This is a genomic window from Bradyrhizobium sp. 62B (assembly GCF_030272265.2).
In the GTDB taxonomy this organism is placed as follows: Bacteria; Pseudomonadota; Alphaproteobacteria; order Rhizobiales; family Xanthobacteraceae; genus Bradyrhizobium.
The window spans coordinates 6,698,333-6,722,641 of sequence record NZ_CP092841.2; the positions used below are offsets into that span (position 1 = coordinate 6,698,333).

Sequence of the window (24,309 nt, forward strand, 5' to 3'; positions counted from 1 at the left end):
CTCTGAGAGGCGGCAAGTTCCGATCGATCGAACCGGGCGGCTGCTAGAGCCGGCCGCCACCCCGCACCAGCCGCACCACGAGCAGCAGGATCACCGCGCCGATGGCGGAGTAGACAATCTCGGAGACCAGGCCCGTGCCGAGACGAATACCCAGCTTCGGAAACAGAAGGCTCGCCACCAGCGCACCGCAGATGCCGATCACGATGTCGCCGATAATGCCGAACCCGGCGCCCCGCACGATCTTGCCGGCAAGCCAGCCAGCGACGAGGCCGACGAACAGGATGACGAGCAGGCCTTCGTTTGAAATGTGCATCGTTGAGATCCCTCTCCTTCAATGCCCGGCATGGAACGGGAACCGGGATGAATGGGGTGTGAATGGCAGGATGAGGCTCCCGTTGCCGCGACCTTGGTTCACCTCATCCGAAACTATGACACCGCGGTGACGGGCTCCGCCAGCACACATCGCGCCGCCCGGCCCGGCCCGACCTCCACATTGGCAGGCAACTGCTCCAGGCAACGCGGCTCGGCGAGCTTGCAGCGGGGGGCGAAGGAGCAGTTGTGCGGCTTTTCGGCCAGCGAGGGCGGCGTGCCGGGGATGGTTTCGAGGCGCTGTCCCCGCTTCGCACCGTGAACGGTCGAGGCAAGCAGGCCCTTGGCATAGGGATGCACCGGGGAACGGACGATATCGCGAAGGGTCCCCTGCTCCACGATCTGGCCGGCATACATCACCGCGACACGGTCGCAGATCTCGATGGCAACGCCGATGTCGTGGGTGACGAAGATCACGGACATCCCGAACTCACGCTGCAATTCGCGCAGCAACAGAAGGATCTGGATCTGCACGGTGGCATCGAGCGCCGTGGTCGGCTCGTCCGCCAGCAGGATTTTTGGCCGGCAGGCCAGCGCCAGCGCGATCATCGCGCGCTGGCGCATGCCGCCGGACATTTCGTGCGGATAGGCATCGAGCCGCCGCTTCGCCGAGGGAATGCGCACGACTTCGAGCATTTCCAGCGCGCGTGCCCTGCCCTCGGCGTAGCTTTTGCCCTCGTGGCGCACCACGCTTTCGGCGATCTGCGTGCCGATCGTGTAGACCGGATCGAGCGCGAGCGCGGGCTCCTGGAAGATCATCGAGACGGTCTGGCCGCGGAACGACGACAGCTGCTCGTCGTTCATGGCGAGCACGTCGCGGCCCATCACGTTGACCTTGCCCGAAATCTGCGTGCGTTTCTTCGGCAACAGCCGCATCAGGGCCCGCAAGGTCACGCTCTTGCCCGAACCGGACTCGCCGAGCAGCCCCAGCACCTCGCCATCACCCAGCGACAGGCTGAGATCGTTCACCGCATAGACCGTGCGCTCACCGGTGAAGCGAATGTTGAGGCCTGAGATCTCGACGAGCTTGGTCATGACGGCAGCTTCGGCAATCGATCGTGATAGTCGGTGACGCGCTGGAAGGCCGCGCCGATGGTGAGCAGGGTCGCTTCGTCGAAGGAACGGCCGATCAGCTGCATGCCGATCGGAAGACCGCTTCGGGTGAAGCCCGAGGGCACGGTGAGCGACGGCAGGCCCAGGAAGTTCACCGGGCGGGTGAACAGCGTCAGCCGCTGCAATAGCGCCGGCGCGTTCGGTCCGCCGCCGACATCGCTCTCCTCGATCGTCGGCGCCGGTACCGGCGAGGCCGGCGCGATCACCGCATCGACACCCGCGGTGGCAGCATGGTGCGCAGCCAGGGCCGGACCGCGCCAGCGCATCGCTTCGAGATAGGTGATGGCGGGAACGGCGAGGCCGTTCTGCAGCCGCATCAGGACCTGCGGGCCATAATCCTGCGGACGCTCGATCATCCAGCGCTTGTGGAAGGCGGCCGCTTCCGCGGCGAGCACGAGCTGGCTCGCCGAGGACAATTGCCGCTGATCGGGCAGCTCGACCTTGACGATGTCGGCGCCCTCGCGCTTGAGCACCGCGATGGTCTCGTCGAGCACGCGCGCGACCTCGGCGTCGAGATCGTCGACATAGAACGAGGCGGGCACGCCGATCTTGAGGCCCTTCAACGAGCCCTTGGTGGCAGCGACGTAGTCCGACAGCGGCTCGTGGCTGCAGGTGGAATCGGCGGGGTCAGCGCCGGCCATCAGCGCCAGCAACAGCGCGCAATCCTCGGCGGTGCGGGCCAGCGGGCCGACCGTGTCGAGCGATTGCGACAGCGGCATTGCACCGGCGCGACTGACCCGGCTCCACGTGGTCTTGAGGCCGGTGACGCCGCAGAAATGCGCGGGCATGCGGATCGAGCCGCCGGTGTCCGAGCCGAGCGCCGCATAGGTCAGGCGCGCCGCGACCGCCGAGCCGGAGCCCGAGGACGAGCCACCGGTGATATGCGCAACGTTCCAGGGATTGCGCACCGGACCGTAATGCGCGTTGTGGCCGGTCGGGCCATAGGCGAATTCGGCGAGATGCAGCGTGCCCAAGCGGATCTGGCCGGCGTCCTTCAGCCGCTGCAAGGCGGTGGAGGTCACGGTCGGCACGAAGTCGCGGCGGATCAGCGAGCCGCAGGTCGCGACGTGGCCCGCGTCGTAATACATGTCCTTGTGCGCAAGCGGCACGCCATGAAGGGGACCGCGGACCTTGCCCTTGGCAAGCTCGGCGTCGGCGGCCTCGGCCGCCTTCAGCGCAGCCTCCGCATCGACCGACATGAAGGCGTTGAGATGCGGCTGCCATTGCCCGATGCGGTGCAGCAGTGCGCGCGTCACCTCATGCGAAGAGACCTGCTTCATCGCGATCGCACGTGCGACCTCGGTGAGCGTCATGAAGGCTGGCTCAAGGCTCATTTCGACACCTTTTGCGTCTGCGCGATCGGATAGAGCGCGGGCTCGAGGTCGAACGGCAGCGTGCCGGCGATGGCCGCAAAGCCTTCGAAGGCAGGCCCTATCGAGTTGGAGATGCGGGTTGCGACCTCGTCGTCCACGGGCACGCCGGCGATCTGCGCCATCGGCCTGATCTCTTTCGGTGTCGGTCTCGTCATGCGGTTGTCTCCCTGGGCGCGCGGCTATGGCCTGAACCCGGTATCGCCATGTAGCACGCGGCCTCGTGGCCCATTCTATCGAGCGCGGTGAGCTTTGGTGTCGCATTTGCGCAGAGCGGCTCCGCAAACGGGCAACGGGTGTGGAAGCGGCAACCCGAGGGCGGATCGATCGGATTGGGCGGATCGCCCGTGATCGGCGGCGTCTCGGTGCGCCTGTCAGGGTCGGAGGACGGCATCGCAGCAAGTAGCGCGCGCGTATAGGGATGCGCAGGGCTATCCCAGACCTGATCGACCGGCCCGAGCTCGACAACTTCGCCGAGATACATCACCAGCACGCGGTCGCTAATGTATCGGACGACGTTGAGGTCGTGGCTGATGAAGAGATAAGTCAGTCCGAACTCGCGCTTGAGATCGGCGAGCAGATTGAGCACCTGCGCCTCGACAGATTTGTCGAGCGCGGAGACGGCTTCATCCAGGATCACCAATCGCGGCGACAGCGCCAGCGCCCGCGCGATGTTGACGCGCTGGCGCTGGCCGCCGGAGATCTCGTGCGGATAGCGGTTGGCGAAGTTTTCGGGGCGTAAGCCCACCTTACCGAGCAGCTCGCGCGCGAAGGTGCGTGCCGCGCCGTCGGCCATGCCGTGGACTTTTGGGCCAAAGGCGATGGAATCTTCGATCGTGAGGCGCGGATTGAGCGAGGCGTAGGAATCCTGGAACACCATCTGCATGCCGCGCCGCAGCTCGCGCAAGCTCAGCGACTGACCCACGGTCATGCCGTCATAGATGATGTCGCCGGTATCGCGCGGCATCAGGTGCATCAGGAGCCGCGCGGTGGTCGACTTGCCGCAACCGGATTCACCGACGATGCCGACGGTCTCGCCCTTGGCGACGGCAAAGGAGACATTGTCGACGGCGCGCACGGTGCGTTTGGCGGCGAACAGCCCGCCGCGCACGGGAAAATGCTTGGTCAGCCCGTTGACCTGCAGCAGCGGCTGCGCGGCGCCGCCGCGGTCTTCGACCGGCTCCAGCATGGAGACAGATGCGTTGCTCTCGCTCATGGCTAGTTCCTGATGTCCATGGCGCTGCGCAGGCCGTCCGAGAGCAGGTTGAAGCAGATCGACACCGCGAAGATCATCGCGCCCGGAAGCGCGGCGACCCACGGATTGACATAGATCGCGGTGCGCAAGGTGTTCAGCATCAGGCCCCATTCCGGCTCCGGCGGCTTGGTGCCGAGGCCGAGGAAGGACAGACCCGCCGCCAGGATCATCGAAACCGAGATCAGGCTCGTAGCGTAGACGAAGATCGAACCCAGCACGTTGCCGAGGATGTGCACGCGCATGATGGTGAAGGGCCCGGCACCCGAGGCGCGCGCGGCTTCGACGAAATCCATGTTGCGGACGCCTGTCGTGACGCTTTCGGCGACGCGGGTGATCTGCGGCACGAACACGACGGTCAGCGACACGATGGAGTTGAGGATGCCGGCGCCCAATGCGCCGGAGATCGCGATCGCCAGCAACACCGAGGGGAACGCATAAAACACGTCGATCGTGCGCATGATCGCGGTGTTGAGCTTGCCGCCGACATAACCGGCGACGAGGCCGAGCGAGGTGCCGATGCCGAAAGCGAGGATCACGGGCAGGATGCCGATCACCAGCGACAGCCGGCCGCCATAGACCAGCCGCGCCAGCATGTCGCGGCCGAGCTCGTCAGTGCCGAGCGGATAACCCGGCGTGCCAATGTGGCGCAGGCGGCGGATCATCGAGCCCTTGTAGGGGTCCTCGAGGCCCAGCCACGGCGCGAGGATCGCCGAGAGGAAGATCAGCAGCAGCACCAGCGCGCAGGCCATGCTGACCTTGTCGCGGGCGATGCGGCGGCCGACGGTCGCCCAATAGCCCCGCGCCTTGGTCGCAGGCGCGGCCTGCAGAGCGGCGTCAGTGGTGGCGATTAGCGGAAGCTCGCTCATCTCAGCCCCGCTTGATGCGCGGGTCGATCGCGGCTTGCGCGATGTCGACCAGGAGATTGAGGAAGACGAAGAACAGCGCGAGGATCAGGATCGTGCCCTGGAGCAGCGGCAGATCGCGCTGGAAAATCGCGGAGTTGAGCAGGAAGCCCGAGCCCGGCCATGAGAACACGGTCTCGATCAGGATGGAGCCGCCCAGCATGTAGCCGAGCTGGAGCCCCATCACCGCCAGCGCGGTCGGCGCGGCGTTCTTGATGACGTGGCGGAACACGCCGCGCTCGTGCAGCCCCTTGGCGCGCAAGGCCTCGACAAAATCCTGGCTGAGGATGTCGCCGGTGAGTGCGCGCACGGTGCGGGTGACGATGCCCATGGGAATCACCGAGGTCGTGATCGCCGGCAGCACCAGATATTTCAGATGGGCCCAGTCCCACGCCCAGGAGTTGGAGCCGTTGGGCCCGGCGCCGACCGCGGGGAGCCAGTTGAGCTGCACCGAGAAGATGATGACGAGCAGCATGCCGAGCCAGTAATGCGGCACCGACACGCCGGCGATGGCGAAGGAGGTCGCGACCTTGTCGATCCAAGTCTCGCGGAAATAGCCGGCGATCAGGCCGAGCAGGATGCCCATCGTGAAGCCGATGATGGCGGCCGCGATCGCGAGCGTCACGGTGTTGCCGACCGCGCGCATGACCTCGGCCAGAACGGGGCGCCCGGTAGCGATGGAATTGCCGAGATCGCCATGCAGGGCACGGAGCAGCCAAAGCCCGAACTGCACCGGCAGCGGGCGGTCGAAGCCATAGGCTGTGCGCAGCTGCGCGGCGAGCTCCTGCGAGGCATCTGCGGGGAGCACCGCAACGAGCGGATCGCCCGGCGTGATGTGCACGAGCAGGAAACACACCAGCGCGACGCTGATGACGATCGGGACGACATAGACGATGCGTCTGGCGATATAGGCGAGCACGTTTGGTTCTTTCTTCCTTCTCCCCTTGTGGGAGAAGGTGGCGCGCACTTAGCGCGCCGGATGAGGGGTTGTCTCCGCGGACGATCTTGCAACGGTCGAGGGGTCTGCTCCAGCGGAGAGAGACCCCTCACCCGGCTTCGCTTTGCGAAGCCACCCGCTCCCACAAGGGGAGAGGGTGCATCGCGCAAGCCGCTAGATTACTGCGCGATCGACACCGGCGAGAAGTCGATGAACCAGCTCTTCGGCTGCACGACGCCTGTGACCTTCGGGCTCATCGCGCGCGGGCCGACGTCGTGGGCGACGTAGAGGAAGGCGGCGTCGTCGACGGAGGCCGCGTGCAGCTCGGCGAGCGCGGCGTCGCGCGCGGCGGGGTCGAAGGTCTGCCGCGCCTTCTTCACCAGCTCATCGAACTTGGGATTGTTGATGAAGCCCCAATTGTTCGAGACCGGCGGCGCCATGCCCGACTGCAGGAAGCGCACCAGCGCGAAGAACGGGTCCATCGCGGCATAGGTGACGTTGGTGGCGTTCGAGCCGTTGGCGCTGGGATCCTTGGCGCCGCGGCGCCAGTTGGTGAACAGCGTGTTCCACTCGATGACGTCAAGCTTCACGTCGAAATAGCATTCGGCGAGCGCCTGCTGCAGATATTCGTTCATCGCCAGCGGCTGCATCTGGCCGGAGCCGGAGGCCGAGGTCTGCGTCTTCACCGTCAGCTTCTTGTTTGGGCCGAAGCCCGCTTCCTGCATCAGCTTCTGGGCGGCGGCCTTGTCGTATTTGATCTCGAAGCTCGGCTTGCCGCGCCAGGGATGACCGGGCTCGAAGGTGCCGGTCGCGGGCACCATCAGTCCGGCAAGCAGGCCGTCCTTGAGGCCTTCGCGATCGATGCAGAGATTCGCCGCCTTGCGCACGCGGATGTCGTTCCAGGGCGAGCCCTCGACGCGCGAGAATTGCCAGGGCCAGACATGCGGCTGCTCATTGGCGTAGAGCTTGAAGCCGCGCTGCTTGAGCTCGGGCAGCGCGTCCGGCGCCGGTGCCTCAACCCAATCGACCTGCCCGGAGAGCAGCGCCGCGGTGCGCGCGTTGGCTTCCGGCATCGGCAGCAGCACCATCTTGTCGACCTTGGGCACGCGTGCCTTGTCCCAATAGCTCGCGTTCTTCACAAGCTCGAGCCGCTCGCGCGGCGTGAAGCTCGCCATTTTCCACGGACCGGTGCCGGCGGCGTCCTTGGCAAACGCGGTCCAGGCCGCCTGCGACTTCGCCTTGGCGTCGGCGCCTTCCGCCTTGTCGTAGAAGTGCTGCCACTTCGCCGGGCTCGCCATGAACAAATTGGTGAGGTTGATCGGCAGGAAGCTGTCGGGCTCCTTGGTGGTGAGCTCGACCGTCATGTCGTCGATCTTCTTCGCCGAGGCCAGCGTCGGCATGCGCGAGGCCGTGACGCCGACCTGGCTGGCGTCGAATTGCGGCGCATCCTGCTTCAAGACCTTCTCGACGTTCCACACCACCGCATCCGCGTTGAACGGCGTGCCGTCGTGGAAGGTCACGCCGGGACGCAGCTTGAAGATCCACTTGGTCTTGTCGGCATCGTCGACCTTCCACTCGGTGGCAAGGCCGGGGATCACCACGCTTGCTTTGTCGGCAGACGACAGGTCCCAGCCGGTGAGCGCGTCGTACATGGTGAGGCCGGTGAAGCGATTGCCTTCAAAACCCTGATCGGGCTGGCCCAGCGTGCGCGGAATATCGGCAGCGGTCATGCCGATGCGCAGCACGGTCTCCGCGCTGACCGCACGCGGCCAGGCGGCCGCAGTCGTTAGAGCGAGCACCGCGATCAATGCCGCGCGTGTGTTCTTCTTCGTAAGCATCGCCTCAATCCTTTTCCGGCTTCGATGACTATTTTTGATGCAATCGTATGCAATGGCTATGCCAGAGAGAAACTTATTCTGCAATTTGGCCCTGCGACGACAAGTCCTTGTGTGCCGAAGGCGGGTGTACGCGCCGCGCTGCCTATTCTGGCATCAAGATTGCAGGTTCGCTCCCGCAAATCCCCTGGGAGCTCTAGGCCATGCGTATCCGTCTATCGATTTGTCTCGCCGTGCTTGCGCTGGCGTCGTCCGCAATCTCGACGCGTGCCGAAACCGTGGTGCGCTACGGCATCTCGATGGCGGACATTCCGCTGACCACGGGTCAACCCGATCGCGGTGCCGGCGCCTATCAGTTCACGGCTTACACGATCTACGATCCGCTGGTCGCCTGGGAGATGGACGTCGTCGACCGGCCCGGCAAGCTGGTGCCGGGGCTTGCGACCGAGTGGAAGGTGGATGACGAGGACAAGACCAAGTGGCGCTTCACGCTGCGCAAGGGCGTGACCTTTCACGACGGCAGCGCGTTCAATGCCGATGCGGTGATCTGGAATCTGGACAAGGTGCTCAACGACAAGGCGCCGCAATTCGACAAGCGGCAGAGCGCGCAGGTGAAGACCCGCCTGCCCTCCGTCGCCAGCTACGCCAGGATCGACGATTTCACGGTGGAGATCACCACCAAGACGGTCGATTCCTTCTTCCCCTATCAGATGCTGTGGTTTCTGGTGTCGAGCCCCGCGCAGTACGACAAGCTCGGCAAGGATTGGGACAAGTTCGCCAGCCAGCCCTCCGGTACCGGGCCGTTCAAGCTGACAAAACTCGTACCGCGCGAGCTTGCCGAGCTCAGCAAGAATCCTGACTATTGGAACAAGAAGCGCATTCCCAAGGCCGACAAGATCGTGCTGGTGCCGATGCCGGAAGCGCTGACGCGCACCAATGCGCTGCTCGCGGGCCAGGTCGATCTGATCGAGACGCCGGCACCGGACGCGGTGCCGCAGCTCAAAGCCGCCGGCATGAAGCTCGTCGACAACGTCACGCCGCATGTCTGGAATTATCACCTGTCCGTGCTGCCGGGCTCGCCCTGGACCGACATCCGCCTGCGCAAGGCGCTGAACCTTGCGATCGATCGCGATGCGGTGGTCGGGCTGATGAATGGCTTGGCGAAGCCGGCGAAAGGACAGGTTGACCCGTCCAGCCCGTGGTTCGGCAAGCCGAGCTTCGAGCTGAAATACGACCTCGCCGCCGCGAAGAAGCTCGTCGAGGAAGCCGGCTACTCCAAGGCGAAGCCGCTGAAGGCCACCTTCATCATCGCGCAAGGCGGCACCGGCCAGATGCTGTCTCTGCCGATGAACGAATTCCTGCAGCAGAGCTTCAAGGAGATCGGCATCGACATCGACTTCAAGGTGGTCGAGCTCGAGACGCTCTACACGCATTGGCGCAAGGGCGCGGCCGACGAGATCAACGCCGGCATCACCGCCAACAACATCGCCTATGTCACCTCGGACCCGCTCTACGCCATCGTCCGCTTCTTCCATTCCGGCCAGATCGCGCCCGTGGGCGTCAACTGGGGCGGCTACAAGAACCCGAAAGTCGACGCGCTGATCGACGAGGCCAAGCAGACCTTCAATGCCGCCAAGCAGGACGAGCTGCTGGCGCAGGCGCACGCTTTGATCGTCGACGATGCCGCGCTGGTCTGGGTCGTCCACGACACCAACCCGCACGCGCTGTCGCCGAAGGTGAAGCAATTCGTGCAGGCCCAGCACTGGTTTCAGGATCTGACCACGATCGGGATGGAGTGAAGGCGGCGATCACCGCTGCCGTACGGTGGGCAAAGCGTAAGCGTGCCCACCATTTCTACATTGCAGGATAAGATTGTGGGCACCGCGCTTCGCACCAGCGGGCTGGTTATACGCTCGAAACACTACTTCGTCAGCAGCGCATACGCCCCGGTCCAGCCCTCCGGCGGCGGGTTGAGCTGGAAATCCTCGATCCGCGCCTCGTAGAGCCTGAACAGCTTCTCCAGGGTGTCGGCGTCCTCGCTTCGGCGGCCGCGCTCGATCGCATCGAGCGCGCCCTGCCAGTCGCGGCCGCGGTAGCAGCCGAGCATCTCGATGGTGATGTTGCGCAGGCGCTGGAAGGCGGCCGAATGCATCACGTCCTCGCGTCCGGCGATGGCGTATATCACCTCCGGCTCGGTCTTGCCCTTGACCATGATGAAGTCGAGCTCGAGGATCGCGAACCTGTCCTTGGCGGCGAGCGCCGTGCGGGAGCCGACGATGATGGGAAAACCGTATTCCTTCGACTGGCCTTCCAGCCGCGAGGCGAGGTTCACGCTGTCGCCGAGCACCGAATAGTTCTTCTTCAGGTCGGAGCCCATGTTGCCGACCACGCCGATGCCGGTGTTGAGACCGATGCCGACATTGAGCGGGATGTAGACGCGGCCGCTTTCGGCGGCTTCCTCCTCGCGCTCCCTGTTGACCGTGTCGATCTTCTCCAGCATCTGGATCGCGGCCTCGCAGGCGTTGACCTCGTGCTCGGCATCGTCGAGCGGCGCGTTCCAGAACGCCATGATGGCGTCGCCCATGTATTTGTCGATGTAGCCCTTCCGTTCGATGATGACGTCGGTCAGCGGCGTCAGGAACCGGTTCATCAGCGCGATCAGGCCTTGCGGGTCGTGCTTGTAGCTCTCCGAGATCGTGGTGAAGCCGCGCACGTCGGAGAACATGATCGTCATCTCGCGCTCCTCGCCGCCGAGCACCAGCTTTTCCGGCGACTGAGCCAGCTGCTCGACCAGGACCGGCGACATGTATTGCGCGAACTGCCCGCGGATCTGCACGCGCTGGCGCTGCTCGCGGACGAAGCTGGCGAAGATCAGCGTCAGGTAGACCGCCGTGGTCGAAAGCAGCGGATAGGTGAAATCGATGAGGTAGCGGTACTGCGCATAGAAGAACCAGGACACGCCGACCAGGATGGCGGCGAAGGTCGCACCCGCGAGCACGAGGCGCACGGGACCGAGATTGGGCGTGAAGATGATCACCAGCAGGCCGATGATCAACGCCGCGAGCAATTCGACGCCGAGCGCGTAATTCGGCTGCGAGATCACCGCGCCGCTCAGCACGCTCTCCAGCACCTGGGCATGTATCTCGACCCCCGGCATGGTCGCGGACACCGGCGTGGTCTTAATGTCGTTGAGCCCGGCTGCGGAGGTTCCGACCAGCACCAGCTTGCCGGCAAACCTGCCCGGCGGCTCGCTGTTGTCCAGCACGTCGGCCGCCGAGACGTAGATCGAGGGATCCCGACGCGCGTAGTGCACCCAGAACTGGCCGTTCTTGTCGGTGGGGATCTCGGCGCCCTTGAGGCGGATCGACCTGACACCGGTCTTGTCGGTCCGGACCAGCAGCGTCGGCGTGCCCGTGACGACGCGCAGGATCTCGAGGCTGAGCGAGGGCATGATGTTGCCCTGTGCGCGCATGATCATCGGCACGCGGCGGATGAACCCGTCCCGCTCTTTCCTGATTGAAAACAGGCCGCGGCCGGCTGCAACCTTCTCGATGACAGGCACGTTGCGCAGCAAGCCCGGAAATTCGAACAGGAAGCGTTCGGCCCCCTCCTCGCCGACCGTCGCCACCCCGGTAAACGGCAGCGATTTGTCCAGCTCCGACAAGACCGACGGAAGCCCGGTCTCGCCCAGCACCACGCGCGAGCGCTTGATGGCGTCGGCGAGAATCTGGTCGTTGGTCGGCAGCTCGCGCAGCTTAGCGCGGGTGGCATCGTCGAGATAGCGCATCTGGTTCGCGACCAGATCCGGGTTGAGCCGGTCGGGTTCGGAGAACACCACGTCGAAGCCGATCGCCACCGCGCCGCTATTGGTGAGGTTCTGGATCAGGTCGGCGATCCGCGTGCGCGGCCACGGCCACTGCCCGAGCTTGGCCAGGCTCTTGTCGTCGATGTCGACGATCACGACCGGACGCGCCGCCTTGTGGCGCGGGTCGATCAGCTGGAACATGTCGAAGGTGCGCAGCCGCAATTCCTGGATCGGCGGCGGATCCCACAGGCGCGCGCCGGCGAACAGCACCAGCAGCGCAAGGCACATCAGCCGCGCGAAGCCCAGCTTCCGCGCAAACCACCGCCGCAGGATCTTGAGACGTTTCATTCCAATCGGACTTCCTGGCCTGCACCATGCCGTGCGTGCCGATCATGGAGCGTCGGCGCGCGGTTGGCTATTCCCCGAACGCCAGGAACTAAGGGTTTTTTGCTGCGGTCAAGGCGGCAAGGCCGCCGTCACTAGGTGACATGAGGACCGAAGATGAAGTCGCTGGCCTGCAGGTTCGCGCTGACCACGCCCTTCAGCAGGATAGTCTCGTGATTGTCCAGCGTGAGGAGCGTACCGCCATCCTGCGACGCCGGTGACAGATCGCCGATCGAGCTGATGCCGCTGAACTGGCGCAGGTCGATCTTGTCGAGGCCAATCTCGAAATCGTTCACGGTGTGCTGGATGGCATCCTGCGATGCGGCCGGCGCGAACACGAACTGGTCCTTGCCGCCGCCACCGATCAGCGTGTCGCTCGACTCGGTCGCGAAAATGACGTCCTTGCCGTCGGCGCCCGAAAGAACGATCTGCTGGCTGGTCTCTCCCTCGACAAAGATGAAATTGACCGTGTCGGAGTGGCCGGACGAGTCCGCGACGGTCAGCGTGATCTGGTCGAATTCGGGCGGCTGCGGGTAGTCATCGGTGCTGGCGCCCGTCGGATCGTAGACGACGCCGGTGCCGCCGCTCGCGAGGCCGGCGTTGATCTGCTCGAGCGAACCCGTCATCGGAGCGAAATAGACGCTGCTGACGTCCGGATGTGCGGTCGACAGCGTGACGGTGAACGTATCCGCCGCCGCGCCTGCATCTGTGTCGATGACGACGAGATCGTTGACGATGTCGTTGCCGTTCTCGATGATGTGCTCGACCTGGAAGCTTGCGGTATCGATGACCGGGCCGTTGGCATCGTTCGCCCCCGTCACGTCGACCGTGAGCGTGGCCGTGCCGGTCGCGCCGTGCACATCCGTGGTCTGGACCGTAAAGGTATCGGCGTAGGAACCTGCCGCCAGCGCATTGATCGCCGCGGCGTTCGGGACGTAGCTGTAGCAGCCGTCGGGATTGATCGTCAGCGTGCCGTACAATCCGACAGCCGTCGTTGCCGGGTGATGATCCGCATTGAGGACGGCATAGGTCAGCGTCGCCGTCTCGCCGGTATCGACGTCGTTCCCCGTCAGCGTCCCGTTCAGATCCGAGAAGGTGTCGGCAGCGGCCGTGTCCGTGAGCGGACCGATGTGGAGATCGGCGAGCGTCGGCGCATCGTTGCTGCCGGCGATGTTGACGGTGACGATCGCGCTGGTGCCCGCACCGTACCCGTCATCCGGAACGATGGTGTATTGCAGCGACAGCGTCTGGCCGGCGGCGAGGAAGTCGAAGGCATGGCCTTGCGAATCGAAATTCCAGGTGAGTTGCGCCTGCGTGGCCGTGCCGTCGAGGATATCGCCGGACGGAACGCTGAGATAGTTCAGGAGGTCCGCATGCGACAGCCCGCCGACGCTGCCGGACTGCGGCGCGCCGTCGAGAGCAACCTGCAGCTCGCCGACCGACACCGTGACATGATCGGTCGCGTCGACGTCGGAGAGCGCCAGCACGCCGTGCGCAAGCTGGCCGGCATTGGTTTCCACGAGATCGGCGACGGCGCCGCCCGGTCCTGACGTGCTGCTTGCCCAGTCCGCATCGCCCTCGATGGCGAGGCTCTTGGCGGGATTGACCGCATTGGCGGCCGTGGTCCCGCTGCCGTCGCCGAGCTGGTAATACGCGGCGAGGTTCGTCTCGCTGCCGGTGAGCGCCGTGAAATCGAGCGACTGGATCTGCGCCTGCGTCAGCGCGGCGTTCCAGACGCTGACATCGGCGATCGAGCCGAAGAAGCCTTCCGCGCCAAAGCCCGCCGCGCCCGGCTCGCTCGCGGCGCCGATCATCATGTAGGACGCCGACGGATTCGACGGACTGCCGTCGATGGGGTTGATCGACCAGGCCTGCGAATATTCGAGGTTGCCGTCGAGATAGAGCGAGAAGGTGCCGTTGTCGCGGGTCAGCGCGACGTTGTGCCATTGCGATGCCGCGAGCGCCACGCTGGTATCGGCGATCTGAACGCCGCCTGCGAGGATCTGCAGCTCCATCGTGCCATCGGCATTGACCGTACCGAGCAGGCCGAAGCCCGTCGTCGAAGTGTTGCCGTTGTAGAACAGGATCTGGCCATGACCGGCCTCTGCGCCCCCGTTCCAGTTCACCCAGCCGTCCAGCGTCACCTCATCGGAAGCGACCGTCGGCACCTCGCCCACCGCGATGGTCTGGCCGTCGAAATTCATGTAGTCCGACGTGACATAGGAGACCGCCGGCGCATCGTTGGTGCCGGTGATCGTGACGGTGACGTCCTGGCTGACCGTGCCGCCATGCTGGTCGTCGAATGTGACGGTGTAGACCTGAGTGATGGTCTGCCCTTCCGCCAGCGATTGCAGCACGGGATCGCTGTTGTCCAACGTGAAGTGCCAGCCGAGCATCGCAGCGTTGCTGGTATCCCTGCCGGATTCGGACACGGCGTCGATCGTGAAAGTGCCGATATTCGTGCTGTCGTCCTCGAAGCCCGGCAGGGCCGAGCTGACCGACGACGACTTGAACACCGCCTGCGCGGTGTGGGTGTCGATCAGGTCGACATCCTGGATCGCCAGCGTGCCGCCGGCCGTCAGCGAGGCGTCGTCATCCTCGGTCACCGCGCCCGTCGCCGCGGCGGCATCGCTGGTGATGGTCGGCGCATCGTTGGCGCCGTTGATCGTGACGGTCACGTCCTGCGAGACATACGCGCCGTGATCGTCGGTGAAGGTGACCGTGTAGACCTGGGTGATGGTCTGGCCCTGCGCCAGCGACTGCAGCACCGCATCGTTGTTGTCGAGGCTGAAGTGCCAGCCGAGCGTCGCACCGTTGCCGGTGTCATCATTGAACTCGGCGATTGCGGAATCGATCGTGAAGGTGCCGAGCGGCGTGTCGTCGTCGAAGCCCGGCAGATGCACGCTCGAGGTCGACGATTTGAACACCGTTTCCGCAGTGTGGGTGTCGACCAGATCGAGGTCCTGGATCGCCAGCGCGCCGTCGATCGACAGCGTCACGCAGGCGTCCTCGGTCACCGCTCCGGCGGCATCCGCGGCACTGCTGGTCATCGTCGGCGCGTCATTGGCGCCGTTGATGGTGACGGTCACGTCCTGCGAGACGTATGCGCCGTGATCGTCGGTGAAGGTGACCGTGTAGACATGGGTGATGGTCTGGCCCTGCGCCAGCGACTGCAGCACCGCATCGTTGTTGTCGAGGCTGAAGTGCCAGCCGAGCGTCGCACCATTATCGGTGTCGATGATGGATTCGAGGACTGACGGATCGATCGTGAAGGTCCCGAGCGGCGTATCGTCGTCAAAGCCCGGCAGATGCGCGCTCGACGTCGACGATTTGAACACCGCCTGCGCCGTATGTGCATCGATCAGGTCGAGATCCTGGATCGCCAAAGTGCCGTCGATCGACAGCGTCACGCTGGTGTCGTCCTCGGTCACCTCTCCGGCGGCGTCCGCGGCACTGCTGGTCACCGTCGGCGCGTCGTTGGTGCCGGTGATGGTGACCGTGACGTCCTTCGTGACCTCCGCACCGTGATTGTCGGTGAACGTGACGGTGTAGATCTGGGTGATGGTCTGGCCCTTGGCCAGCGACTGCAGCACCGGATCGTTGTCGTTGAGCGCGAAATGCCAGCCCAGCGTCGCGCCGTTGTCGGTGTCCCCGCTGGATTCCGTCACCGACGGGTCGATCGTGAAGGTCCCGAGCGGCGTATGGCCGTCGAAGCCCGGCAGATGCGCGTTCGACGTCGCCGACTTGAACACCGCCTCCGCGGTGTGGGTGTCGATCAGGTCGAGATCCTGGATCGCCAGCGTGCCGCCGGTCGACAGCGTCGGCGTGGCCGCATCCTCGGTCACGGCCCCGGCCGCGGCGTCTGCATCGCTCGTGATGGTCGGCGCGTCGTTGGTGCCGGTGATGACCACCGTGACGTCCTGCGTCACCGTCCCGCCGTGATGGTCGTCGACGGTCACGGTGTAGACCTGCGTGATGGTCTGGCCTTCCGCCAGCGACTGCAGCACCGGATCGTTGTCGTCGAGCGTGAAGGTCCAGCCCACCGATCCACGGGAGCTGACGCCCGGACTCTCGACCACCGGATTGAGCGCGAACGTGCCGATATGCGACGTGCCGTCGCCGAACCCGGGCAGGTGCGCGCTCGAAACCGTCGACTTCAGGACGTAGCTCGCAGTGTGCGTATCGGTGAGATCGGGGTCGTTGAAGGCAATGGTGCCGTTCGCCGCGAGCGTGGCCGCACTATCCTCCGTCACAGCGCCGGCCGGATTGGTGTCGTCCTCGACGATCGTCGGCACGTCGTTGGTGCCCTCGACATTGACGTCCGCACCGTTGATGGACACGGTGATCGGCGTGCTGACGACGCCGCCGTGTCCGTCATCGACCTGCACCACATAGTTGAGGGTCAGCGTCTCGCCTTCGGCGAGGAAATCGAAGAGATGGTCGGAAACGCTGTAGGTCCAGATGGCCGAGCCGTTGTTGCCGTTGCCCGCACCCTGCAGCACGGTGAGCGGCACCTCGACGGCGGCGATCGCCGCGAGTTGCTGCGGCGTCAGCGTCGCGCTGATATCGTGGCCCTGCGCATCGAGATATTTGAAGGGCTGGCTGGACGAGAGCGCCGCGCTCACGATGGGCCGGTCGGTCAGATCGACGTCGGTGAAGGTGACCGTTCCCGTGATGGTGTCGAGAGCCTCGTTGCCGGTGCCGATCTTCTCGATGACGGTTCCGCCCGACGTCGCGACGGTGGGCTTGTCGTTGGTCCCCGTGATCGTGATGGTGATCGGGATGAGCTTCGACTCGGGGCTCACCGAGAAATTGGTATCGACGCGGACCATGTAGGTCAGCGCCAGCGTTTCGCCGGCGGCGAGGAAGTCGAAGACGTTGTCCGGGATCGTGTAAGTCCAGACCGCCGAGCCGTTGTTGTCGTTGCCGGCGCCGGGGACGACGTTGATCTGGATCTGCGTCGCTGCGATGTCCTGCTTCTGGAGATCGGTGAGCGAGCCGGTGACGTCGTGCTGTCCGGCGTCCTTGTAGGCATAGTTCGGCGCTTCGGCGAGGCTGATGCTCACCGTCGGCCGGTCGCCGAGGTTTTGGTCGACGAACCTGATCAGGCCGGAGATCGTATCGGCATGGGTGTCGCCGGTCGCGTCAGCACGCTCGGTCAGCGAGAACGCCGTCTTCAAATTGCCGCTGGAGTCGAAGCTCTGCGCAATCGGTTGGCCGGGAATACGCAAGGCGGGCGGCGTGGAGGTGCTCGGCCCTTCCGATCCCTGCGTATTGAGATTGACGAAGGTCGCGGTCACGATGGGGCCGGACGCCGACTTGAACACCACGTCCAGGCTCATCGGCGTGAGCGTGTCGGTGAAGTTCGTGGTCAGCTTGGTGTTGGTGTTGTTGTCGGTGAACTTCAGCGTGAACACGTCCGTGATCAGCTTCTGAACGTCCGGCGACATCAGCGCATTGGAGATCGAGACGTTGCCGCCGCTGATCTGGATCATCTGGCCGGCCTGGTTGACCGTCGCGATCGGCAGCAGCGTGATCTTGTCGAACAGGATGTAGGAGCCCGTCGTGCCGTTCGGCTCGACCAGCACCTGGAAGCTGGCCTGCGGCTGCGGATCGCCGCCGCCTGCCGGAACGACGAAGTTGATCTGTGTCAGCACCGCCGTGCCGCGGATGCCCATGGTGGCGACCGGCGTGTCGATCTTCATGTCGCCGTGCTTGGCGGTCTCGCCGGCGACGAAGGTGATGGTGCCGGCGACGAGGCTCAGCAGCGAGGAATTGCTCGACCCGTTGGGGTCGTAGACCATCTCGTTCAGCACCATGCGCGCGTTCGAAGACAAGCCGAACACGGTGCCGTCGATGAAGGTGATGCCGAGGGTCGAATCGGCGCCGGTCGAAACCACGTCGCCCTTCTCGACATTGTCGCCGTTGTTCAGGATGACCGAGACGCCGTTGCGGATCGCGGTCGCGCTTCCGGAGAGCTTGGTGACGTGGCCGATGACCTGGGCCGCGGCAGCGCCGGGCGCGGCTTGCGCAACCTGGACATAGCCGGTGAGCGCGTTGACGATGTCGCCGGTGAGGTGGGCGCCATCGGGCGAGGCGAGCGCTGCGCGCTTGTCACCCCGGAAATAATCGTGAACGACGAATTCGTGCCCCTCGTGGGACAAGACGAGATCGAGGCCTGCGCGCTTGAACTCGCCGTTGAAGATCAGGTTGGGGTCGGGAACAACGAACGCGCCGTCAGGCACGTGACCGTGCGCCTTCGCGGTAAAGGAATCGACATGGGCATTGGTCGGGGCATTGAAGGGCGAGCGGGAACCCTGGCCGTCCAAGGAAATCGCGCCGTCAAATTGGCCAGCGTAATTCAACCGGGCACCGTAAAAAGGGTTAAAATTTAAGTAAGTATCGACTGCCTAAGCTTGCATAGCATTACCAAGTCCTTAGCGATACCACCTAATGCTTGTGTGATTTCGCATCACTTGGCCGTAGGCGCCCCTGCGGAGCGGCGCCTCCATAGAGAAGCCGAAGTAATCTTTCAAATGTTCTGAAGTCGAATTCGGCCTGTTTGCACGCATTTCCAGTCTTCCGAGGTAACCTGCCGTATAGTCACGGCACAGATACTTGCGTCATCTTTTGTTGGCGGGGTCCCGCCACATCCTGCGGTAAATACAGAGCTAAATCTGTGACCTAAGTAACAGACCCCGTGAAATAGCGGACTGTTAGGCATAGGACGCAGATTCGACGTCCCCACAACTTGTGCCTGCAATTGCCTCCATTTCGCGGCAGCAGAACACCTCCTAGCCCGAGAATCGTAAAATTTTACGCAATTTGGGCAGGTCGGTTTCAGCCTGTTCCCGGTTTTAGGAACCCCTGCCGGGCGCATTAAGCAGAACAAAACGGCCCGTCTCGCACTATCTCCCCGAAAGCAACAAAGCCCGGCGCGTCGAGGTCGAGGGGGACCCGACGAAGCCAGGAAGGGGATGTCAGATGGAGACCGCTGCTCGCTCGCGCGCCTGGCGCGCAATGCTTGTCCTGTGCGGATTGATCCTGTTCGGATCGGCCGCCGAGCTTCGCGCCGGCTCGCTGCTGTCGCCGGGAGCCGGCCTTCTCGTGCGCAAATCCGCCGAGCCGTTCGGCGTATTCGCCTTCGCGATTTCGTCCGGCAGCCTGCGGCAAAAATGGCTCGCGCTGAAGGACAGGCTCGACGACGACATGGTGCAGCTTGCTCTGTGCGACGGCGACCGCGACAATTGCGCGTCGACCGCGGCCCTGAAGCTGCTCGCCATCGTCGACCAGGCCCGTACTCGCGACGGCCGCGCGCGGCTCGGCGAGACCAACCGCGCCATCAACCTTGCCATCCGGGCTGCCAATGACGGCATGGACGACGTCTGGAGCTCACCGCTTGCGACCTTCGCCAGCGGCACCGGCGATTGCGAAGACTACGCCATCGCCAAGCTGGCCGCGCTGCGGCTGGCAGGAATCGCCGCCGAAGACCTCCGCATCGTCGTGGTGCGGGACGCCAGGGCCGGTGAAGAGCATGCGGTTGCCGCAGCAAAGCTCGACGACCGCTGGCTGATGCTCGACAACCGCCGCATGGCGATGGTCGAGGACGACGCCGCGCGCAGCTATCAACCGCTGTTCACACTCTACCAGTCGGCCGTGCTGAAATATGTCGACGAGCCCGCGCGGTTCTCGATGGCGTCCGGCGCAAATTGATCCTCTTGTAGACCAGACCTCCCCACACAACCCCATTCCACCACGCGATCCCAGACGTTAGCATGGCGCCTTCCATGCGGGGGCGAGGGAATGCGGTTCATCGTGCTGACTGTGATTGCGCTGCTGGCGCTCGCCTCATCCGCGTCAGCGCAGTCCGACCGCTCCATCGCCGACAGGCTGCCGCTGTTCGCCAAGAACAACTGCGCGCAGATCCGCGACCCTGGCAATCAATTGTTCTGCGGTGACGCCGCGCTTGCGGCCGCCGCCGAGACGTTGAGCACCGCGATCGAGGCGCGGCTTGCCCGCCTGCCCGATCGCCTGCCTGCGATCGAAGAGAATGCGATCTGGATCCGCCAGCGCAATCTCGGCTGCGGCATCGTCGGGCAGACCGCGGTCCGCCCCGACGAATTCGACCGGGTGAAGGCCTGCCTGCTCAAGGTGACCGAGGAGCGCGCTGCGATCGTGCGCGATCCCGACTTCGACTGTCTGGCGGCCAACACCGCAGCAGGCGCGCTGATCTGCGCGGACCCGTCGCTGACCCTGGCCGAAGCAGAGCTCAATGGCCTCGTGCTCGGACTGATCAGCAAGCTGGATCCGACCGCGGCGCGCTTTGCCTTTGCTGAATACGGCAGGTGGACCCGCGAGCGCGACCGCAAATGCAATTTGGTCGGCAAGGAGAACGTGCCGCTCGAGGAGCTCGAATCCGCGGAGGACTGTGTTGCGGAGCATTTGAAGCGCAAGACCGACGAAGTGCGCGCCGCGAAGGGAGATCCCAAGAAGGTGTTTGGCCGCCAAGTCGCGGCCCGCATCCCCGACACCGACGCGGTCGACTTCTGCGCCGCGCGTATCCATGCGGCCAATTCGTGCGGCAACTTCCTGCGCATCAACCGCGTCTACGCGCTCGACAGTCAGGTGACCGAGCAGGAGGCGCAGGTCACGGGCGAGATCGAAATGGCGGTGCTGGCGCCCTTCACTATGTGTAGCAAGGTCGCGACCACCTGCACCGGCACCTGCTGGGACGCCAGGACCGGTCGTCCGCAGCCAGGCGCCGCCAACAAGGAACGCTCGGCGGAAGCCTTCAACGTGACGCGCCGCCTCAGGATCCAGCGGACGTTCGCGTTCGTCAAAGCCGCCGACGGCTGGCGCTGCCGCGAGGACGAACTGGCGCCGGTGAATTCGGGGACGGCCGGCGGGGGATCGTAGCACTTACCCTCCCCTGGAGGGGGAGGGTCGGCTCACATCGAGCGCAGCGAAATGTGAGACGGGGTGGGGTGACGGACTCGGCTTTGCGGCACTGCCCGTGCTGAGAGATCACCCCACACCCGCTCGCGCTACGCGCGATCGACCCTCCCCACCAGAGGAGGGTGAAAGCGAAGCATCAGAACATCAGATTGTCCTTCACCAGCACCCAGCGGCCGCCCTTGACCTGCTGCACCTGGGTGATGGTGTTGGCGAGGTGGTCGGTCTTGGAGAACTTGGTCGGCGGCGAGTTGAAGATGTCGAGGAATTTTTCACCCGATTCGAGCGCATCAAGCATCTTCTGGCCCGTGAGGTCCTTGCCGGCCTTCTGCGCGTAGAAGGCGAAGGTCATCATCGCATTGTAGCCGATGATCGCCTGCGTGTTGGCGTCGGTGCCGAACATCTTCTTGTAGTTGACGAGCCAGTCCTTGACCTTGCCTTTCGCGGTGTCCTCATAGGGGATCTCGAAGCCGCTCGCGGCGTAGAGGCCTTCGACGGCGTCCTTGCCGAGCATCGGCACTTCCATCACGTTGGTCGGCGTTGCGCCGAGGAAGGTGACGTCCCAACCGAGCTTCTTGGCCTCGGTCATGGCGCCAATGGGTTCCCGCAGCACCGCGCCGAGCACGACGAGGTCACAGCCGTCGGACTTCATCTTGGCGACCTGCGCGCTGAAGTCCGAGGCGCCGCGCTTGTAGCTGGTGATCGAAGCCGGCTGCACCTTCATGGCTGTGAGCTGCTGGTTGAAGCCGTCGAGCACGTTTTTGCCGTACTCGTCGTCCTGGTGCATGATGCAGGGCTTCTTGAAGTTCTTCCACTCCATCATGTATTTCAGCGCCGCGCGCGTGCTCTCGACATAGGGCAGCAAATTGTTGAACTTGAGCCGCTCCTGCGGCTTGGCCGGATCGAACTTGAAGGTGAACTCGGCGGCCGTCAGCGGAAAGAGCTGAAGCACGCCGGCGTCGAGCAGGATGTCCTGCGCGGCGAGCACGGTAGGCGATCCCATCGCCCCGACCATCGCGAAGATCTTGTCGCGCTCGATCAGTTTTTGCGACGCCAGCACGGCCTTTTTCGGATCGTAGCCGCTGTCCTCAATGACGAGGCGGATCTTGCGGCCGTTGACGCCGCCGGCCGCGTTGATCTCCTCGGTCGCCATCTTCATGCCGTTAGAGACCGGAACGCCCCAGCCCTTGATCGGGCCCGAGAGATCCTGATGCGTACCGATGACGATCTCGCTTGCCGAGATGCCCTCGTTGGTGACCTTGGTTTGCGCCGCGGCCGGCAGACAGGTGAGCACCACGGCACTCACAGCAAGGCCGAACGCGCTGAACGATTTCGACATTGACGTCTCCTCTCCTAAAGGCCCGTGTTACGCGGAGGGCGGGGGCCGTCGCTCCTTCGCTTTCTCAGACGTGACTTTTCTTCAGCGCATGCCCCTTCTCCGAAAACCGGTTTCCACTCTTCCGGGGCATGCGCATGCCTCACGCCACCGCGCGTTGGCGATACATCGCTTCGATCTCGGCGGCGTAGCGCTTGTTCACGAAGCCGCGCTTCAATTTCATGGTCGGCGTCAGCTCTTCGTCCTCCGGCGTGAGCTGGCGCTCGATCAGGTAGAACTTCTTGATGGTCTCGACGCGGGCGAAATTGCCGTTGACCTGCTCGATCTCGCGACCGATCAGATCCTGAATCTCCGTCGCCCGGCACAGGCTCGCATAATTGGTGAAGGGAATGTCGTGATCCTGGGCGAACTTCTCGACATTCTCCTGGTCGATCATCACGAGGCAGGTCAAATACGGCCGCTTGTCACCGATCACGACGGCATCCGAGATGTAGGGCGAGAATTTGAGCTGGTTCTCGATCTCGGACGGCGTGATGTTCTTGCCGCCGGAAGTGATGATGATGTCCTTCATCCGGTCGGTGATCCGAACGAAGCCCTCGTTGTCGATGGTGCCGACGTCTCCGGTGTGCAGCCAGCCGCGCTGATCGATCGCCTCCGCCGTCTTCTCCGGCTGGTTGAGATAGCCCATGAACAGGAAGTCGCCCTTGATCAGGATCTCTCCTTCGGGCGACAGCGCGACCTCGCCCCAGGACACCGCGGTACCCACCGAGCCGAGCTTGATCCGCTCCGCCGGCATCATGGTGGCGACGCCGCAATTCTCGGTCTGGCCGTAGAGCTCGTGCATGTCGATGCCGAGCGCGAGATACCAGCGGATCAGTTCCGGCGCGATCGGCGCCGCGCCGGTGAAGGCGACGCGGCAGCGATCGAGCCCGATCATGCGGCGGATGTTGCGGAATGCGACCCGGTAGGCGACGCGGCTTGCGAGCCGCAACGACAGCGGCGGCGCCTTGCCCTCGAGCCTGTAGTCGACCATGCGGTAGCCGATGCCGATGGCGCGGCGATAGACCCATTGCTGGAGCGGCGTCGCATCCTTCAGCGCGATGGTGACGGCGGAATAAAATTTCTCCCAGATGCGCGGCACCGCCAGGAAGACGGTCGGCTGCACCTCGCGCAGATTGTCCGGCACGGTCTCCGGGCTCTCGGCGAAATTCATCACCGAGCCGAGCGCGACCGAGATGTAATAGCCGCCGATGCGTTCGGCGACATGGCAGAGCGGCAGGAAGATCAGGCGGTCGTCGTCCTCTCGCGCCGGGATGAAGTCATTGGCATGCCGCATCTGGTGCGTGACGCTGCGGTTGGCGTGCATCGCGCCTTTGGGCGGGCCGGTCGTGCCGGACGTATAAACGAGGATGGCGAGATCGCCGGCGCTGCGGCTGTCGATCATCTCCTGCCACAGCGCCTCGCGCCCGACCATGTGATTGCGGCCGAGCGCGCGAAACTCGTCGAGCGACATCACCATGTCGTCGGAGAAGCCGCTGAGCCCCTCCATGTCGAACACGATGATCTTCTGCAGGCTTGCACAGCGGGCGCGGCAGGCGAGGATCTTGTCGAGCTGCTCCTCGTCCTCGGCGAAGATCACCCTGGTTCGGGAATCGTTGACGAGATATTCGACCTGGGACGACGCGTCGGTCGGGTAGATGCCCGAGGAGACGCCGCCGGCGCACAGGATGCCCATGTCGGCATGGACCCATTCCGGGACGGCGTTGGCGATGATGGAGGCGACGTCGCCGGGCCGGAAGCCGATCGCATTGAGCCCGTAGGCGATCTCCTTGGAGATCTCCAGCCATTCGCGCCAGCTCGTCGGCTGCCAGATCCCGAATTTCTTCTCGCGGATCGCCGGCCGATCGCCGCGCGTCTCCGCAGCGCGCAGAAAGCTCTTTGCGATCGTATCAGCGACCGTCAGCACTGCCGGTCGGGCCATGCGCCTCTCCTCCTTGTCGCCTGCCTCCGCTGCCTGCCTTGCCGGCGGTCTATGTCGCGGATGGCAAGCT

At 64.5% G+C, this 24,309-nt stretch carries 15 protein-coding genes; 3 read left to right on the forward strand and 12 right to left on the reverse strand.

Translation table 11 applies throughout. From position 1 onward, the window contains the following. Positions 1-43 precede the first annotated feature (43 nt). The 8 genes from ML401_RS32110 to ML401_RS32145 form a co-directional block, all read right to left on the reverse strand. Positions 44-313: a GlsB/YeaQ/YmgE family stress response membrane protein gene (locus ML401_RS32110; RefSeq protein WP_194404584.1), complete on the reverse strand. Its 270-nt coding sequence runs from the start codon at positions 311-313 to the stop codon at positions 44-46. A 113-nt stretch (positions 314-426) separates the two neighbouring features. Beyond that, positions 427-1,404 carry an ABC transporter ATP-binding protein gene (locus ML401_RS32115; protein ID WP_259217747.1) on the reverse strand — a complete coding sequence of 326 codons (978 nt, stop codon included), beginning with the start codon at positions 1,402-1,404 and terminating at the stop codon, positions 427-429. Next, the gene (locus ML401_RS32120) at positions 1,401-2,816 is read right to left on the reverse strand and encodes an amidase (protein WP_285808058.1); all 1,416 of its coding nucleotides are present in this window, start codon (positions 2,814-2,816) and stop codon (positions 1,401-1,403) included. The genes ML401_RS32115 and ML401_RS32120 overlap by 4 nt, the downstream gene beginning before the upstream one ends. Beyond that, positions 2,813-3,010, reverse strand: a complete 198-nt coding sequence (locus tag ML401_RS32125) for a hypothetical protein (RefSeq protein ID WP_211415770.1) — start codon at positions 3,008-3,010, stop codon at positions 2,813-2,815. The genes ML401_RS32120 and ML401_RS32125 overlap by 4 nt, the downstream gene beginning before the upstream one ends. After that, complete coding sequence (locus ML401_RS32130; protein WP_285808059.1) at positions 3,007-4,068, reverse strand: ABC transporter ATP-binding protein; 1,062 nt, start codon at positions 4,066-4,068, stop codon at positions 3,007-3,009. The genes ML401_RS32125 and ML401_RS32130 overlap by 4 nt, the downstream gene beginning before the upstream one ends. 2 nt (positions 4,069-4,070) lie before the next feature. Then, positions 4,071-4,973 (reverse strand): ABC transporter permease, encoded by a 903-nt coding sequence (locus tag ML401_RS32135; protein WP_194404589.1) that lies wholly within the window; start codon positions 4,971-4,973, stop codon positions 4,071-4,073. Position 4,974: 1 nt separating this feature from the next. Next, entirely contained in the window at positions 4,975-5,928 is a 954-nt protein-coding gene (locus ML401_RS32140) for an ABC transporter permease (protein WP_211415768.1), read from the reverse strand. Between the two features lie 197 nt (positions 5,929-6,125). Continuing rightward, complete coding sequence (locus tag ML401_RS32145; RefSeq protein WP_285808061.1) at positions 6,126-7,784, reverse strand: ABC transporter substrate-binding protein; 1,659 nt, start codon at positions 7,782-7,784, stop codon at positions 6,126-6,128. A gap of 200 nt (positions 7,785-7,984) precedes the next feature. On the opposite strand from ML401_RS32145, the gene ML401_RS32150 reads away from it, so the two are divergent. Further along, entirely contained in the window at positions 7,985-9,580 is a 1,596-nt protein-coding gene (locus ML401_RS32150; protein WP_285808063.1) for an ABC transporter substrate-binding protein, read from the forward strand. A 122-nt stretch (positions 9,581-9,702) separates the two neighbouring features. Here ML401_RS32150 and ML401_RS32155 read toward each other — a convergent pair whose 3' ends face one another. Beyond that, a complete protein-coding gene (locus ML401_RS32155) occupies positions 9,703-11,934 on the reverse strand; it encodes a CHASE2 domain-containing protein (RefSeq protein ID WP_211415765.1) in 2,232 nt (743 codons plus the stop codon). Between the two features lie 131 nt (positions 11,935-12,065). Beyond that, the gene (locus tag ML401_RS32160; protein ID WP_285808065.1) at positions 12,066-18,299 is read right to left on the reverse strand and encodes a VCBS domain-containing protein; all 6,234 of its coding nucleotides are present in this window, start codon (positions 18,297-18,299) and stop codon (positions 12,066-12,068) included. Between the two features lie 655 nt (positions 18,300-18,954). On the opposite strand from ML401_RS32160, the gene ML401_RS32165 reads away from it, so the two are divergent. Together ML401_RS32165 and ML401_RS32170 are read left to right on the forward strand one after the other, a co-directional pair. Further along, positions 18,955-19,683: a transglutaminase-like cysteine peptidase gene (locus tag ML401_RS32165; protein WP_285808066.1), complete on the forward strand. Its 729-nt coding sequence runs from the start codon at positions 18,955-18,957 to the stop codon at positions 19,681-19,683. A 90-nt stretch (positions 19,684-19,773) separates the two neighbouring features. Then, positions 19,774-20,886 (forward strand): lysozyme inhibitor LprI family protein, encoded by a 1,113-nt coding sequence (locus tag ML401_RS32170; protein WP_285808068.1) that lies wholly within the window; start codon positions 19,774-19,776, stop codon positions 20,884-20,886. A 175-nt stretch (positions 20,887-21,061) separates the two neighbouring features. Here ML401_RS32170 and ML401_RS32175 read toward each other — a convergent pair whose 3' ends face one another. Beyond that, positions 21,062-22,261 (reverse strand): ABC transporter substrate-binding protein, encoded by a 1,200-nt coding sequence (locus ML401_RS32175; RefSeq protein ID WP_194404595.1) that lies wholly within the window; start codon positions 22,259-22,261, stop codon positions 21,062-21,064. A 139-nt stretch (positions 22,262-22,400) separates the two neighbouring features. Continuing rightward, positions 22,401-24,239: a long-chain fatty acid--CoA ligase gene (locus ML401_RS32180; protein WP_211415761.1), complete on the reverse strand. Its 1,839-nt coding sequence runs from the start codon at positions 24,237-24,239 to the stop codon at positions 22,401-22,403. Between the last annotated feature and the right edge of the window lie 70 nt (positions 24,240-24,309).

Excerpts from the sequence above, each read along its gene's own strand:
- ML401_RS32110 (WP_194404584.1), bottom strand. The coding sequence starts at position 313 with ATGCACATTTCAAACGAAGGCCTGCTCGTCATCCTGTTCGTCGGCCTC.
- ML401_RS32115 (WP_259217747.1), bottom strand. The coding sequence starts at position 1,404 with ATGACCAAGCTCGTCGAGATCTCAGGCCTCAACATTCGCTTCACCGGT.
- ML401_RS32120 (WP_285808058.1), bottom strand. The coding sequence starts at position 2,816 with ATGAGCCTTGAGCCAGCCTTCATGACGCTCACCGAGGTCGCACGTGCG.
- ML401_RS32125 (WP_211415770.1), bottom strand. The coding sequence starts at position 3,010 with ATGACGAGACCGACACCGAAAGAGATCAGGCCGATGGCGCAGATCGCC.
- ML401_RS32130 (WP_285808059.1), bottom strand. The coding sequence starts at position 4,068 with ATGAGCGAGAGCAACGCATCTGTCTCCATGCTGGAGCCGGTCGAAGAC.
- ML401_RS32135 (WP_194404589.1), bottom strand. The coding sequence starts at position 4,973 with ATGAGCGAGCTTCCGCTAATCGCCACCACTGACGCCGCTCTGCAGGCC.
- ML401_RS32145 (WP_285808061.1), bottom strand. The coding sequence starts at position 7,784 with ATGCTTACGAAGAAGAACACACGCGCGGCATTGATCGCGGTGCTCGCT.
- ML401_RS32150 (WP_285808063.1), top strand. The coding sequence starts at position 7,985 with ATGCGTATCCGTCTATCGATTTGTCTCGCCGTGCTTGCGCTGGCGTCG.
- ML401_RS32155 (WP_211415765.1), bottom strand. The coding sequence starts at position 11,934 with ATGAAACGTCTCAAGATCCTGCGGCGGTGGTTTGCGCGGAAGCTGGGC.
- ML401_RS32165 (WP_285808066.1), top strand. The coding sequence starts at position 18,955 with ATGGAGACCGCTGCTCGCTCGCGCGCCTGGCGCGCAATGCTTGTCCTG.
- ML401_RS32170 (WP_285808068.1), top strand. The coding sequence starts at position 19,774 with ATGCGGTTCATCGTGCTGACTGTGATTGCGCTGCTGGCGCTCGCCTCA.
- ML401_RS32175 (WP_194404595.1), bottom strand. The coding sequence starts at position 22,261 with ATGTCGAAATCGTTCAGCGCGTTCGGCCTTGCTGTGAGTGCCGTGGTG.
- ML401_RS32180 (WP_211415761.1), bottom strand. The coding sequence starts at position 24,239 with ATGGCCCGACCGGCAGTGCTGACGGTCGCTGATACGATCGCAAAGAGC.